This is a genomic window from Vibrio astriarenae (genome assembly GCF_010587385.1).
Classification (GTDB): Bacteria; Pseudomonadota; Gammaproteobacteria; order Enterobacterales; family Vibrionaceae; genus Vibrio; species Vibrio astriarenae.
In genome coordinates, this window is the sequence record NZ_CP047475.1 from 3,052,362 (window position 1) to 3,066,482 (window position 14,121).

General features: G+C 46.4%; 11 protein-coding genes and 5 tRNA genes. 6 read left to right on the plus strand and 10 right to left on the minus strand.

What is annotated here, in order from left to right; all coding sequences use genetic code 11:
- Window positions 1-62: 62 nt before the first annotated feature.
- From rpmE to GT360_RS14205, 5 genes are all read left to right on the plus strand, one after another.
- The gene (rpmE, locus tag GT360_RS14185) at window positions 63-281 is read left to right on the plus strand and encodes a 50S ribosomal protein L31 (protein ID WP_164649474.1); all 219 of its coding nucleotides are present in this window, start codon (window positions 63-65) and stop codon (window positions 279-281) included.
- Window positions 282-548: 267 nt separating this feature from the next.
- Window positions 549-1,832, plus strand: coding sequence for a malic enzyme-like NAD(P)-binding protein (locus GT360_RS14190; protein WP_164649475.1), 1,284 nt, complete (start codon window positions 549-551; stop codon window positions 1,830-1,832).
- A 150-nt stretch (window positions 1,833-1,982) separates the two neighbouring features.
- Entirely contained in the window at window positions 1,983-3,293 is a 1,311-nt protein-coding gene (locus GT360_RS14195) for a serine/threonine protein kinase (protein WP_164649476.1), read from the plus strand.
- Window positions 3,293-3,880 (plus strand): ECF-type sigma factor, encoded by a 588-nt coding sequence (locus tag GT360_RS14200; RefSeq protein WP_164649477.1) that lies wholly within the window; start codon window positions 3,293-3,295, stop codon window positions 3,878-3,880. The genes GT360_RS14195 and GT360_RS14200 overlap by 1 nt, the downstream gene beginning before the upstream one ends.
- A 190-nt stretch (window positions 3,881-4,070) precedes the next feature.
- A complete protein-coding gene (locus GT360_RS14205) occupies window positions 4,071-5,225 on the plus strand; it encodes a conjugal transfer protein TraF (protein WP_164649478.1) in 1,155 nt (384 codons plus the stop codon).
- A 66-nt stretch (window positions 5,226-5,291) separates the two neighbouring features.
- Here GT360_RS14205 and GT360_RS14210 read toward each other — a convergent pair whose 3' ends face one another.
- From GT360_RS14210 to GT360_RS14255, 10 genes are all read right to left on the minus strand, one after another.
- Entirely contained in the window at window positions 5,292-6,230 is a 939-nt protein-coding gene (locus GT360_RS14210) for an SPOR domain-containing protein (protein WP_164649479.1), read from the minus strand.
- 116 nt (window positions 6,231-6,346) lie between these two features.
- The gene (locus GT360_RS14215) at window positions 6,347-7,285 is read right to left on the minus strand and encodes an ABC transporter permease (RefSeq protein ID WP_164649480.1); all 939 of its coding nucleotides are present in this window, start codon (window positions 7,283-7,285) and stop codon (window positions 6,347-6,349) included.
- Between the two features lie 2 nt (window positions 7,286-7,287).
- Window positions 7,288-8,265, minus strand: a complete 978-nt coding sequence (locus GT360_RS14220) for an ABC transporter permease (protein ID WP_164649481.1) — start codon at window positions 8,263-8,265, stop codon at window positions 7,288-7,290.
- Between the two features lie 234 nt (window positions 8,266-8,499).
- Window positions 8,500-10,050: an ABC transporter substrate-binding protein gene (locus GT360_RS14225; RefSeq protein ID WP_164649482.1), complete on the minus strand. Its 1,551-nt coding sequence runs from the start codon at window positions 10,048-10,050 to the stop codon at window positions 8,500-8,502.
- Window positions 10,051-10,175: 125 nt separating this feature from the next.
- A complete protein-coding gene (locus tag GT360_RS14230; protein ID WP_164649483.1) occupies window positions 10,176-11,897 on the minus strand; it encodes a dipeptide ABC transporter ATP-binding protein in 1,722 nt (573 codons plus the stop codon).
- Between the two features lie 795 nt (window positions 11,898-12,692).
- Window positions 12,693-12,769 (minus strand) — tRNA-Pro (locus GT360_RS14235).
- Between the two features lie 65 nt (window positions 12,770-12,834).
- Window positions 12,835-12,910: transfer RNA gene (locus tag GT360_RS14240), tRNA-His, on the minus strand.
- Between the two features lie 47 nt (window positions 12,911-12,957).
- Window positions 12,958-13,034, minus strand: a tRNA-Pro gene (locus GT360_RS14245).
- A 65-nt stretch (window positions 13,035-13,099) separates the two neighbouring features.
- Window positions 13,100-13,175, minus strand: a tRNA-His gene (locus GT360_RS14250).
- 33 nt (window positions 13,176-13,208) lie between these two features.
- Window positions 13,209-13,285: transfer RNA gene (locus GT360_RS14255), tRNA-Arg, on the minus strand.
- A gap of 306 nt (window positions 13,286-13,591) precedes the next feature.
- Between GT360_RS14255 and GT360_RS14260 the strand changes: the two genes are divergently transcribed.
- Complete coding sequence (locus GT360_RS14260; RefSeq protein WP_164649679.1) at window positions 13,592-14,008, plus strand: c-type cytochrome; 417 nt, start codon at window positions 13,592-13,594, stop codon at window positions 14,006-14,008.
- Window positions 14,009-14,121 lie beyond the last annotated feature (113 nt).

Here is a 14,121-nt window from a genome sequence, read left to right on the forward strand (position 1 = left end):
AAATTACGTGTGGTGTCCAGCGCAGAGTTGGATAGCGACACGGCCCAATTGAGGTTATCCCTATGAAAACTGGTATCCACCCAGAATACAAAGCTGTAAAAGCAACTTGTTCTTGCGGCAACTCTTTTGAGTTCAACTCAACTCTAACTAAAGAATCTATCCACCTAGACGTGTGTGACAAATGTCACCCATTCTACACTGGTAAGCAGCGTATCGTTGATACAGGCGGCCGTGTAGATCGCTTCAACAAGCGTTTCGGTGCTCTTTCTTCTAAGAAGTAATTCTTCTGAAGTGAGTAAAAAAAGGACGTCATCGACGTCCTTTTTTAATGCCCAAAATTCCCCAGCCAATAATCATTATTTTCCTCTCGCGTGCAACACCCCAAACGCGTGCGACAACCCTCTCTAAGCATCATTAAGCAATACTGGTCTGATATGCAGACTTTTATTCTGTGAATTTACCTTAGTTCACAATTTAGCCTAGGTTTATGATCCAGCTTCCACTAAAATATTGCTCTGTCTCACATACATGGATTAATAGCAGCTCACATGCCTAACGATAAAAACGACGCTACTCCACTTTCTGCTGAAGAACAATTTCGCCAGCAAGCTCTCGACTATCATGCTCAACCGACCGCAGGTAAAATTGCAGTTTCACTCACCAAACCTGCTGATTCAGCAAAAGATTTGGCGCTCGCATACAGCCCAGGCGTGGCAGAGCCAGTACGTGAAATCGCCCTCAATGCCGACAACGTTTACAAATACACTTCTAAAGGCAACATGGTTGCGGTTATCTCAAATGGTACGGCAATCCTGGGTCTAGGTAACCTTGGTCCAATGGCCTCTAAGCCAGTAATGGAAGGTAAAGCTCTATTGTTCAAACGTTTTGCTGGTCTTGATTCTATCGATATCGAAGTCAAACACCGCACAATTGACGAGTTCGTTGATACGGTTGCCAACATTGCAGACACCTTTGGCGGTATCAACCTTGAAGACATTAAAGCACCTGACTGTTTCGAGATTGAAAAACGCCTGATTGAGCGTTGTGACGTGCCTGTTTTCCACGACGACCAACACGGCACCGCGATTGTTACCGCTGCAGGCATGCTTAACGCGATTGAGCTCCAAGGCAAAAAACTTGAAGAGTCGACCATTGTTTGTCTGGGCGCGGGCGCTGCTGCCGTGGCTTGTATGGAACTGCTTATCAAGTGTGGTGCAATGCGTGAGAAGATCTACATGCTTGACCGCAAAGGCGTTATCCACACTCGCCGCGATGACCTAAACGAATACAAGCAACTGTTCGCGAACAACACCGACAAGCGCACACTCGAAGATGTGATCTGCGGTGCTGACCTGTTCCTTGGTGTATCAGGCCCTAACCTTCTGCCACCAGAAGCCCTAAAACTAATGGCTGATAAGCCTGTGGTATTTGCCTGCTCAAACCCAGATCCAGAAATCAAGCCAGAGCTTGCTCACGAAGTGCGCGATGATTTGATCATGGGTACCGGTCGCTCTGATTACCCGAACCAGGTCAACAATGTGCTGTGTTTCCCATTCATCTTCCGCGGCGCTCTGGACGTTCGTGCAAGTGAAATCAATGATGAGATGAAGCTAGCGGCAGTAGAGGCCATTCGCCAACTAGCCAAAGAGCCAGTTCCGGCTGATGTACTGCAAGCCGCTGGCGTTGATACGCTAGAGTTTGGCAAAGACTACATCATCCCAAAACCAATGGATGCTCGTCTACTTCCTCGCGTTGCGAGAGCGGTTGCACAAGCGGCCGTTGATTCAGGTGTCGCTCGCATTGAGATGCCTGAAGGCTACATGCAAGACTAAGAACAGTCCTCAAAAAAATGCCAGTGAAATACATTCACTGGCATTATCCATTTAGTAGCATATATTTTTGTGTCAAATTGTTTCAGTCCATTTTACTCATTAACTAGAGTCGTTACACTCATCTAGGTCGAGTTAACCGTATAGCGACCAGTGATATTTTCCGCATCCCAAACCCAACTATTTTACTCTCTCATTGATCAACCTAGCCACATTCAGCGAAAGACGCTCGAGCGGCTTGCACAACTTAATCCAGAGCAACACCAACTCATTCAGTCTATGTTGGATTCGGATCAACAGCACCATATAACTGAACTGCTGCAACACGAAGCTGCGCAAACCTGCTACCATCCAGAAAATTTAGTGGGTAAACGTATTGAAAAATATAGGATTACACAGCGTTTAGGACAAGGTGGGTTTGGCCAGGTCTATCTCGCCCATCGAGATAATCAAACCTTTGAGCAGGCTGTTGCTATCAAGGTTTTTGAACCATGGGTATGTAAAGTGCTTAGCCAATCTCCGATGTCGGCTAAACCCTTTCAAGAAGCGCATCTGCTTGCACGACTAAATCACCCTAATATTGCCAAAGTATTCGATGGGGGCTTCGAATTATTCAATGGCCAAAATACTATCTATATTGTGTTGGAATATATAGAGGGCACCACTTTAGATAAATTTGTACAAACAAATGCACTTACACGTAACGAATGCTTGGATATTGCAATTCAAGTTTGCCAGGCACTAGAGCATGCGCATTATCATCAAATATTGCATGCCGATATAAAACCAAGCAACATCATTATCACACCTGAAGGTAAGGTGAAGCTCATCGACTTCAACATCGTGCATCACCTACATCAATATAGGGACTCAAATACACTTTCAGCCTGTAGTCGACAGTTTGCCAGTCCTGAGCAGGTCGCTGGGCAGCCAATAGATCTCAAAAGTGACATTTATTCATTAGGCAAAGTGATAGAGCATCTTTGTGCTCACCTTCCTCACCGTGAGGATATCGATCAGGTCATTCAACTTGCAACTGCGTTGGAGAGTAGCCAGCGCTACTCGTCTGCGACTAAATTACTTACAGATATAGAAAACGTTCGTAATTTAAGGCCTATTGCTTCAAGGTGTCACGACAAACGCTATCGCTTTTGTAAAGCAATTCAACGGCATCCTATCTCTGGATGCCTTGCTCTCTGTTTGGCTGTCGCATTCTTTTTGCTCACGCTAGCAATTGCTGATAAACGGCAACAAACGAAATGGGAAGAGAGAATGGTTACAGAAATCACTTATCAACTCAAACAGTCGCTTTATGACAAATCACTACACGAAGAGCCCATAACCCACGATGTATTGACGCACTTTTATGAGCGAGTGAATGGTAGCAACGTGATACCCAAAAGAATCCAACAGGCAGTAATGGACAAAGTTCTGCAACCATACTCGCAAGAAGAGCATCAATAATGACTGACCAAGTTAATACACAACTTTTCCAGCAATACTTGCTGGGTAATAAAACAGCGGAAGCCAAGCTGTATAGCTTGGCTTATACGCGTTTAAAAGATATCGCTCACGCTACACGAGCACAATCCGCTCAACGTCATGGTGAAGGGAATAAGGTTCTATCAGATAGTATTAGTGCTACAACTGCACTTGTGCATGATGCTTACGTAAAACTCAATCATCTATCAAAAGATAGTCTCAACACACAACGTGATTTTTACTTATTGGCAGCGAAAGCCATGCAGCAAATTTTAATCGATAATTCACGAGCCCTAGCAGCGCAAAAGCGACAACCATTACAGGAGCCCAAACCGCAATCATCAGCAACAGTCAGTGAAATGGTAGGCTTGGTCAGTTTTGAAAAGGCACTCGATAGATTTTCGGCGCGTTATCCTCGCCAATCTGATGCTCTAAAGCTCAAATACTATATCGGCCTAACTATCTCAGAAATAAGCCTATTACTTGGTTGCAGTGACAGCTTGGTTGAAAAAGATATACGTTTTTCGCGCGCGTGGCTGCAATCTCGCCTGTCAGCACAACTTTATTAAAAAGAATTTACGGAAAACCCTAACGTTTTCCGTGCCTTGCTTGGTTCTTATTTGAGCGGTAAAACACTTATCGCTCACAAAGATGTGACACTCATCTAAAAAACACACCCTCTCATATGTGTTTTACGCATTAGTTATAACTAGATGCGATGAGATGACAACAATAATTCGAATCAAGCAGGATCGAAAAATGAAACGGCTTACAACACTAGCGATGTCAGTGGCGCTAGGTTTACCTCTTGTTGCTAACGCAACTGTAGACTCTCGCTCATTTGCAATGGGCGGCACAGGTGTCGCCTCGGCGACTTACCTTACCAGCAGTATTCACAACCCAGCGCTAGCCTCTCAATACGGCGATAGCGACAACTTCGGTATGATTTTTCCGACTTTTAGTGCACGTGTTCATGATAGCAGTGACATGGTGGATACTATTGACCGCTTTGATGATGCATTTATGCGCTGGGAAGATGATATCTGGGGTGGTAATCCTGATGCTGATCCCTCTGAGTGGCAAAACATCCTACGAGAACTGCAAGGTGAGGTCTTAACCGCAGAAGCGAGTACTGGCATTATTATCGCGATTCCAAATAAGTACCTTAGCACTAATTTCTTTGCGCTACTAAACGCAAACGTGATTGGCGTACCACTGGTTGATGAACGAGATTTTAATCCTGATATTAATGACCCAGATGACCTGCACTCCAGTGTCTACGCATTAGGCGGTGCAACGCTCGATGTCGGTCTTACCTTCGCTAAGCAATTTGATTGGTTCGATAAGCCGCTTCACTTGGGTATCTCACCAAAAATGCAGCAAATGCTGTCACTAGGCTATGGCGAATCAGTCAACGACTTTGAAGACGATGATTTTGACTTCGATGATGCTAATACTGAGGCTGCTTTCAACATGGACATCGGTGCTGCGTATGAGCTAACCGACAAATGGAATCTAGCGTTTTCGGCTCGCAACCTTATCTCGCGAGAACTTGAAACTAACGAATACCTCGGCCAAACATCCACTTACGTGATCAAACCAGAGTATGTTGTTGGCGCATCTTACGATCGTGGATGGTACACACTAACCACAGACGTTGATCTGACTTCAAAAGAGTACTTCAAAGAGATTGACTACAAAACGCAATATGCACGCTTCGGTGCAGAGCTTGATGCGTGGCGCTGGGCACAAATCCGTGTTGGCTATGCCCACTCGATGACTGATCATGCTGATGATGTGGTCACTGCAGGTCTTGGCTTGAAACCGTTCGGCCTCTTTGGCTTAGATCTCTCAGGCTCATACGGCACAGACAACAATTATGGCATCTCTGCGCAAATGATTCTCCATTTCTAAACCATCTCGCAATACGTCATCATTTTAAGTCAAAGCCCCCATGGATGGGGCTTTGTTCTTTTTACCCTATCTCACACACATCACATTAAGCAGCGACTTACCCGAAAGCTGATTCACCTGCCCACTGGTAAATAGCCCCTTACGCTCCTCTCCCCAATAAGGAAGGTGCACTGGCCATTCTCCGTTATCCATAATTTTCGCCTTGAGAAACTGCTGCCACTCACTGCCGCTTGGCAGGCGCATTTTAAGCTGCTGACAGGTTTTTGTTGCGGAAGCGTAGTTCAATCGAGTCCAAGGGAGGCCGTGTTCCATATAGAACTGCTCATCACTGAACATCAAGTAAGGCACCGCATAGTTTAGTCCGTTGACCACGCTCTCTAGACGAATCGCGACTTCTGATTGATATTGGCTGGCTTGTGCTTGTGGCAATTCGCCAATTGCAACGGGTTGGCTCGCTTGGACACTAGGCTGGGGTTTCTGCTTCATTGGAGCTGCTGGTTTAGGCTTAGGCTTGCTGGCAGTGCGCGATGGTGCCGCAGTGGTAGCGCCCTGCTTGTACACCGCACGCACAAAGGCTTCTTTGTAGCCGTTCACCTTTTTCACATTGCGCAGGTCTGCATTGGCATCAGATAGGGTTTTATAAGGGCCAATTAAGCAACGAGCACCGCTCTTTTCTGGCTTTGCCCACACATCCGTTTTAATCACGTCATAGAGAGGCTTGGCTTCTTTTAGCGTTAGAGGTTTAGGAAAGATTCCACACTGAATCCAGAAAATCGACACTGACTTTTTAGGTTGTTGCTTCCCCCAAAGCCCATCACCAACGGGGCAACTTGCATTCAACACAGCGAGCTCTGTGTTTGATGCTTGAGTTGCATCACACAAAAAATCTTGTGCCACCGCTGAAGAGCTGGCAAGCCCCCAACAAAGCGTACCAATCATTGCCGCTGTTTTGCCCCAATGGCATTTCAAACCGTCCATATCTTGCTGTTCCTTTGCCGCTTTCACGATTCCTACTTAGGCAATGCAAAAAAAGAGCCGCATTGTGCGGCTCTTATTACTTCCGTTTGCTAGAACCTAAGTTCTAGTTTATACAGCTTTTTTCGTTTGCGTGTATAAGTGGGTCACCCTTTGTAGATTTTCGGGTTAAACACATCACGCAGCCAGTCACCAAGCAAGTTGATCACCAATACAAGGGTTATTAACACGATACCTGGGAAGGCAGTGATCCACCAAGCCCCAGAGAAGATGTAGTTAAAACCAATACTGATCAGTGCGCCCAACGAAGGCTGGTCTACAGGAAGACCTAAACCTAAGAAAGACAGCGCTGCCTCGGACATGATCGCATTCGCTATCTGTACTGTTGAAATCACCAAGATCGGTGATAAACAGTTTGGCAAGATATGACGGAACATGATACGTGGTGCTTTAAAACCCATCACACGCGCCGCTTCCACGTACTCTTTCTTCTTCTCTGCCAATACGGTTGCACGCACGGTACGTGCATACTGCGGCCATTCGGCGATACCGATAATCACCACCAGCATCACTACGGCGTATTGACTATAGAACTGACTGCCAAAGCTCGCTTTAAAAATTGCAGAGACGATGATCGCCACCATCATGGTTGAGAAAGAGAGCTGAATATCCGCAAAACGCATCAAGAAGCTATCAATACGGCCACCGAAGTAACCCGCCGATAAGCCAATCACAATACCCAAGAACAGTTGTAAACCAACAGCGAGGAAGCCAATGGTCAGTGACAGACGCGAGCCATAAAGGATCGTCGATAAAATATCACGCCCCTGCTCATCGGTTCCCAACAAGAACTCGGGCTCCCCCCCATCTAACCAAGATGGTGGCAGTTCTGAGTTCATGATATTAATTGAACCTAGGTCATATGGATCGCTCGGTGCAATCAAGGGAGCGGCTAATGCTGCGAATAAAAAGGTTAAGAATACTGCAAAGCTGAACATCGCCACTTTGTCGCGGACAAAGTAGTAAATGAAGTCAGAGTTCTTAAAACGCTCCCAACGAGAAGGAGCTGCTGCTACTTGTTCCATGATTATGCTCCTTTACCGGTAATGTTGACGGTTGGGTTAATAAGACCGTACAGAAGGTCGACAATGGTGTTTGTCACCACAAAGATAAGGCCCACAAAAATAACGTAAGCAGTAATCAGTGGAGTATCGACGCGGTTAATCGCATCAAGGAACAACAAGCCCGTACCTGGCCATTGGAACACTGTCTCCGTCAGGATGGTGTAAGCCACCATAGTACCGATCTGTACACCACCCACAGTGATAACGGGCAGCATGGTGTTTTTCAGTGCGTGTTGGTAGTAGATTTTGTTTAGGGCCAAGCCTTTCGCTTTACCAAATTTAATGTACTCAGAGCTCAGTACTTCTAGCATTTCAGAGCGGACTAGACGAATAAACAAAGGCAGCATGATTGAAGCCAGAGCAATACATGGAAGCACTAAATGACGCAAGCCATCAAGATTAAAGAAACCAGACTCCCAGCCTAACAAGTTGGTGGTTTCTCCCCGACCATAGGAAGGCAGCCAGCCCAACTCTATCGAGAACACATACATCAGCATGATGGCCGTCAGGAAGACCGGAATAGAGATACCGATACTACTCCCCGCCATCACCAATTTGGTGAAGAAACTTTTCGGGTGAATCGCGGAGTACACACCCAGCGGAATCGACAGCACCACAATAATCAGCGTGGCACCAAATACCAGCTCAAGCGTTGCCACTAAGCGGTCAAGGATGACATCCACCGCAGGGCGTTTGAAGAAATAGGATGTGCCGAGATCGCCCTGCAGAGCGTTACCGACAAATCGTGAATACTTTGTAATGAAGGGATCATTCAAGCCCAGTTCATCACGTAGCGCTTGACGTTCGGCTTCAGAAACCGATTGACCAACTAGCTCACGCAATGGGTCCCCGAGGTTGTCTTGAATGGCAAACGCCACCAAACTGATCACAAACATCACTATCAGTGCCTGATACAGGCGCTTGACCAGAAACGAAAACATTCCTTGCCCCTTTACTTTCCATGAATTTCAGTCTGTGACTCTGACTGTTCCTTTCCGTGGCGTAACAAGCCGTGCGAACTTCATTAGTGGTTCGTTTTATTTCGTGCTTATCAATCGGGAAAAGACGAGTGAGTCGGATGTTCAGTCTCAAAAATGGCACCTAGCCCGACTGAACAAAGCTAAGTACCAAAAACCGTGAGTACCCACTAACTGGGTACTCACTGACTACCTTACTTATTTAACCTTTAGGTCACCGAAGTAAGGGAAGTTCATTGCATTGACGATAGGTGCAATCTCAACGTTAGATTTTGCTGCCCACGCTAGGTTCTGCCAGTGTAGAGGAACAAACGCTGCGTCGTTGTACAGGATAGTTTCAACTTCTTGTAGCTGAGCTGCACGTTTCGCTGGGTCTGTTTCAACGTTAGAAGCATCCACTAGCTTGTCTAGCTCAGGGTTTGAGTAGTGACCACAGTTGTACTGACCACGACCTGTCTCTTCGTTACGCGTCATCGTCAGGAACTCAGAGAAGTTCGCTGAATCTTCCGTATCTGAGTGCCAACCGATCATCAGCATGTCTGCAGCACACTTGTCGAACTCTGGCCAGTATTGCGCTTTAGGCATCGTTTTCAGGTCAACCTTGATACCGATTTTCGCTAGCATCGCTGCTGTCGCTTGCGCAACTTTCGCATCGTTCACGTAACGGTTGTTTGGTGCCATCATAGTTAGCGTGAAGCCATCTGCGTAACCCGCTTCGGCCATTAGCTCTTTCGCTTTCGCTACATCGTAGCGAGGAGTAAGCTCTGCTTTATAACCCGCGTAGCCTTCAGGACCTTGCTGGCCTGCAGTCGTTGCGAAACCGCGCATGATGCGCTTAACAATACCTTCGTTGTTGATTGCGTGAACGATCGCCTGACGAACGCGTACGTCCTTCAGTGCTTCATTGCTGTTTTGGTTCAGTTGGAAGGTAATTAGACGCGTACCTGGAAGCGTCACTAGGTCAACACCGCTCGCTGATTCAACACGGTTGTGATCGTTTGGCGCAACAGGGGCAATCATGTCTACACCGCCAGAAAGTAGCGCAGCGACACGAGTCGCGTCTTCTTTGATTGGTACTAGCGTTAGCTTGTCAACGTTACCTGTGTCTTCATCCCAGTAATCACCGAAGCGTTCAAATACTGTCTGTACACCCTGCTCACGAGAAGCGACAACGAATGGACCTGTACCAGAAACGTTGGTTGAAGCGAACGAGTTACCGTGCTTCACCACTTCTGCTTTGTCTTTACCGTCCTCAGTCGTGCCAGAGTAGAATTTGCTGTCCATTGGGAAAATGTAAGTCGCAGTCTGAAGAACCAGTGGGTATGCACCCTTAGAGATGATTTCTACTGTGTAATCATCCACTTTTACCATCTTCTCGTACGGTTCGAAGATAGCTTTAAAGTCTGGAGACTCTTTTAGACGATCGAAAGTCCAAACGACATCGTCCGCTGTTAGATCGTTACCCGAGTGGAACTTCACACCTTCACGTAGCTTGAAGCGGAATGTTGTGTCATCAACACGCTCCCAAGAAGCTGCTAGGCGAGGTTCAAAGTCTAATTCCTGTGTGTAACGAACTAGCGGATCAAATACCATGTGTGACATTTGAAGCGTACCACCAGACAACTGCTCATGTGGGTCAAGTGATACTGGGTCAGCATCGTAAGCAACTTTGATTTCAGCTGCTGCTGCACCAAAACTTAGGCCTGCTGCCATTAATGCCACTGCTATTTTGCTTTTCATGGTTTTCATTGCATAACTCCTTATGCGGGAATCCAATCCCTAGTTGTTGTGTTTGCGTCTGTTTGTTCCAAGAGAACTTGGTTTTGCTATTACTCCCAACCCTGAACGACCTGTGTTGGGAGTGAATCTTTTGCTTATACCGCCGCTGATACGATCTCTTCACGAAGGCCTGTAAATTCTGGCATCAACGAGATCAACTGCTTGCTGTATTCATGCTGAGGGTTAGTGAATAGCTGCTCAGTTGGCGCTACTTCTAATAAGGTACCCATCTGCATCACACCTACTCGGTCACACATCTGACGAATAACCGGCAAGTCGTGGCTGATAAACAACATGGTGAGGTTCAGTTCATCCTGCAAGTCCTTAAGCAGGTTGAGGATCTGTGCTTGTACCGATACATCGAGCGCCGATGTTGGCTCATCACAGATAAGAAGACGTGGGCGCGTTGCTAATGCACGTGCAATAGAAATACGCTGACGTTGACCACCCGAGAACTCATGCGGATATTTCACTCCCGCCATACGACCAAGACCAACGTGATCAAGGAGATCATTAACGATCGCGCGCGTTTCCGCTTCGTTGCTCGTCAACTTATGGAAACGAATTGGCTCTGCGATGATATCGAAGATTTTCATGCGCGGGTTCATTGAGGTGTATGGGTTTTGGAACACCATCTGCATCTGACGACGCAATGGGCGGCGCTCTTTTTCCGAGCGAAGTGAGGTTAAATCGACCCCTTCAAAACTCACACGGCCAGAGTTTGGCTCGTACAGACCCGCAATCACGCGCGCAATCGTAGACTTACCTGAACCTGACTCACCGACAAGACCAAAGGTTTCACCCTCTTTCACTTCAAAGCTCACGTTGTTCGAGGCTTGCACGTATTCACGGCGACTTTCAAACAGAGAGTCTTTCGTGATAAAGCGTAGATTCACGTTTTCCACTTGTAGCAGTGAGCCCGTGTACTCTCGATGGTCTTGGCTTTGACCCAACCAGTGGTTTTTCACATCCAGCGGCTTCATCTCTTTGGCTTCTTCGATGTAGCTCACGAGTGGGAAGCGATCGAGCTTTATATCTGAACGCGGAACTGCAGAGATTAAGCTGTGCGTGTACGAGTGCTCTGGCGTACCCAGCACTTGTTTGGTTGGGCCAAACTCAACCAATTCACCGCGATACATCACCGCAACACGGTCAGTAACGTTAGATACCACACCCATATCGTGAGTCACCAACATGCAGCCCACGTTGTTCTTGATACACAATTCACGAATCAACCCAAGGATTTGGTCTTGAATCGACACATCAAGTGCGGTGGTCGGTTCATCAGCGATGATCAGGTCAGGCTCACCCGCAAGCGCTATCGCAATCACCACACGCTGACGCATACCGCCAGAGAATTGGTGAGGATACTGTTTTAGGCGGTTTTCAGGCTGTGGGATGCCCACTTGATTCATTAGAGATAGCGCACGTTCATACGCTTCTTCATCACTGACGTTCATATTGGCGTGAATCGTCTCTTTCAACTGCTGTTCAACAGTAAAAAGTGGATTCAAAGAAGTCATTGGATCTTGGAAGATAAAACCAATTTTTGAGCCGCGTACTTTACGCATCTGCTCAGGAGTTAAGCCAGAGATCTTTTCACCATCAAGAAACACTTCACCATCAGCAATGGTGCCTGGAGGGCTAAGGAGATCGATCACCGCGTTACCTACGGTTGACTTACCGGCACCCGATTCACCAACAACACCAACGATCTCTCCTCGCTCAATATTAAAGGAAAGTGCTTTTACAGCGGCGTGTACACCATGCCGAGATGGGTACTCGATGCGAAGATTTCTAACTTCTAAAAGAGACATGTATCAGACCTCTACTGCTTTAGACAGTTTTCTGCCCTGTCTGAGATCCGGCTATCGCGCAATCCACGCAAAACACCAAATCAATATGATTCCATTCAAACCAGAATTTTATTCTGGCTAATTACAAGGATGACAATGTGGCAAATATTTCACGAAAAAGCAACAAAGAAGGGATAAAAACTCAATTTTCCCTATCAAAAGCATTTCTGACTGAATATTTATTAATCGATTGATATATATTAATTCACGCCTAACCAATGCTTTTGACAGCACAATCGTCGGCATAAACACTCTGCAGCACGGACTAACTGTACTTGAGCTGTTTTCATGTGCACCAAGATAGTGCATAAAAGATGAATAGTCATATCTCGACGTTAAATTTAACATAGTTAAAACATTAACCTAGCTAGAAATAAAAATACAGGATCAATTATAAGTAAAATAAGGAAAGGACAGACATTTCATCTGGTTAAATTGTAAACTGTGGCGTTATGGTAGGATGGGTGATTCATTGTGGTGCAGTGGGAGGTTGGAGGGAAGTTTTGCTGCTTAGGAAATGAAGACGAGTTTTTAGAATACAGATTTTAGAGTACAGAGGTGCACACGCTTGGCTTCTGTATTCTTCTTTTCCCCTGAAACGAAAAAAACCTCGTCTTTCGACAAGCGTTTCATGTAGTGGTCGGTGAAGAGGGATTCGATCGGACTGGCGTTCCAGCCCACGACCCGCATGCACTTTCTCTACCGCTGTAGGGCAGATAGCAAAAACCCCCGTCTTTCGACGAGGGTTCTGTGTAGTGGTCGGTGAAGAGGGATTCGAACCCCCGACCCTCTGGTCCCAAACCAGATGCGCTACCAAGCTGCGCTATTCACCGACTTGTGTTTTATCTCTAGTGAGAAGGGAAACTTAAACGTTACCGTCCTAATTAAAAGAAATTAATGGGGTGGCTAACGAGATTCGAACTCGCGACCACCGGAATCACAATCCAGGGCTCTACCAACTGAGCTATAGCCACCATCAATTTTTGCATTTACCGCTATATTATAGCCATAAAATAAAGAGTGGTCGGTGAAGAGGGATTCGAACCCCCGACCCTCTGGTCCCAAACCAGATGCGCTACCAAGCTGCGCTATTCACCGACTTATGTTTTATCTCTTTCGAGAAAGGAAGCTAATGCTACCATACCCATTCAAAAAAGAAAGAATGGGGTGGCTAACGAGATTCGAACTCGCGACCACCGGAATCACAATCCAGGGCTCTACCAACTGAGCTATAGCCACCATTATTTTTTACCGATACATCCTCCAGGGCAATGGCACGCCCGAAAGGATTCGAACCTTCGACCTTTGGCTCCGGAGGCCAACGCTCTATCCAGCTGAGCTACGGGCGCATGCCCTATCGGCGGAGTGGAATAATACGGATATCACACAAGGTCGTCTAGTGTTTTTTTTAACTTTTTTTGCGTTTGATGCCTTTTTCGTCAATCAAAGTGTGACGAGTACCTATTTTGGTCGTAAAAAACAGTGACAACACAGTTTCAATCGGTTTATTGCAACAAATTATCGGGATATAATCACCTGATATTTACAATGATTTAACAGCTATATGCCTTTCTTTCTCGCAAAGCAGCGCATGGAAGCAGCCTACAACAATAAAAAGGTCGGCTTTGCCCGCCTCGGAACGTAAAGTGAGTTTATTGGATATGTCTCGTAAAATGATTAGTGCATTTTTTGCCACCCTAGCTTTTTCTAGCGCAGCGATGACTGCTAACGTAAGCCAAGCAGAATACGATGCCATTGAACAGCGCATCCAACCCGTAGGTAATGTTTACCTTGCAGGCAGTGAGCCGGTGGTTGAAGAAGTTGCATCAGGGCCACGTGATGGTGCTACGGTGTACAGTATGTTCTGTACCGCCTGTCACGGCACTGGCGTTACTGGTGCGCCGAAAACGGGTGACGCGGGAGACTGGTCGCCACGTATCGCACAAGGTATGGACGTGTTAGCTGACCACGCCATCAATGGCTTTAATGCCATGCCACCGAAAGGCTCGTGTATGGATTGTTCTGATGACGAGATCATTGCTGCGATTGAGCATATGATTGAAGGGATTTAGTTAAAGGTTAAAGGTTAAAGGTTAAAGGTTAAAGGTTAAAGGTTAAAGGTTAAAGGGATTGTTCTCGTTACTCGTTTCCGTGTCAAAAAATCAGAATACAGAGGTGCTCGTGT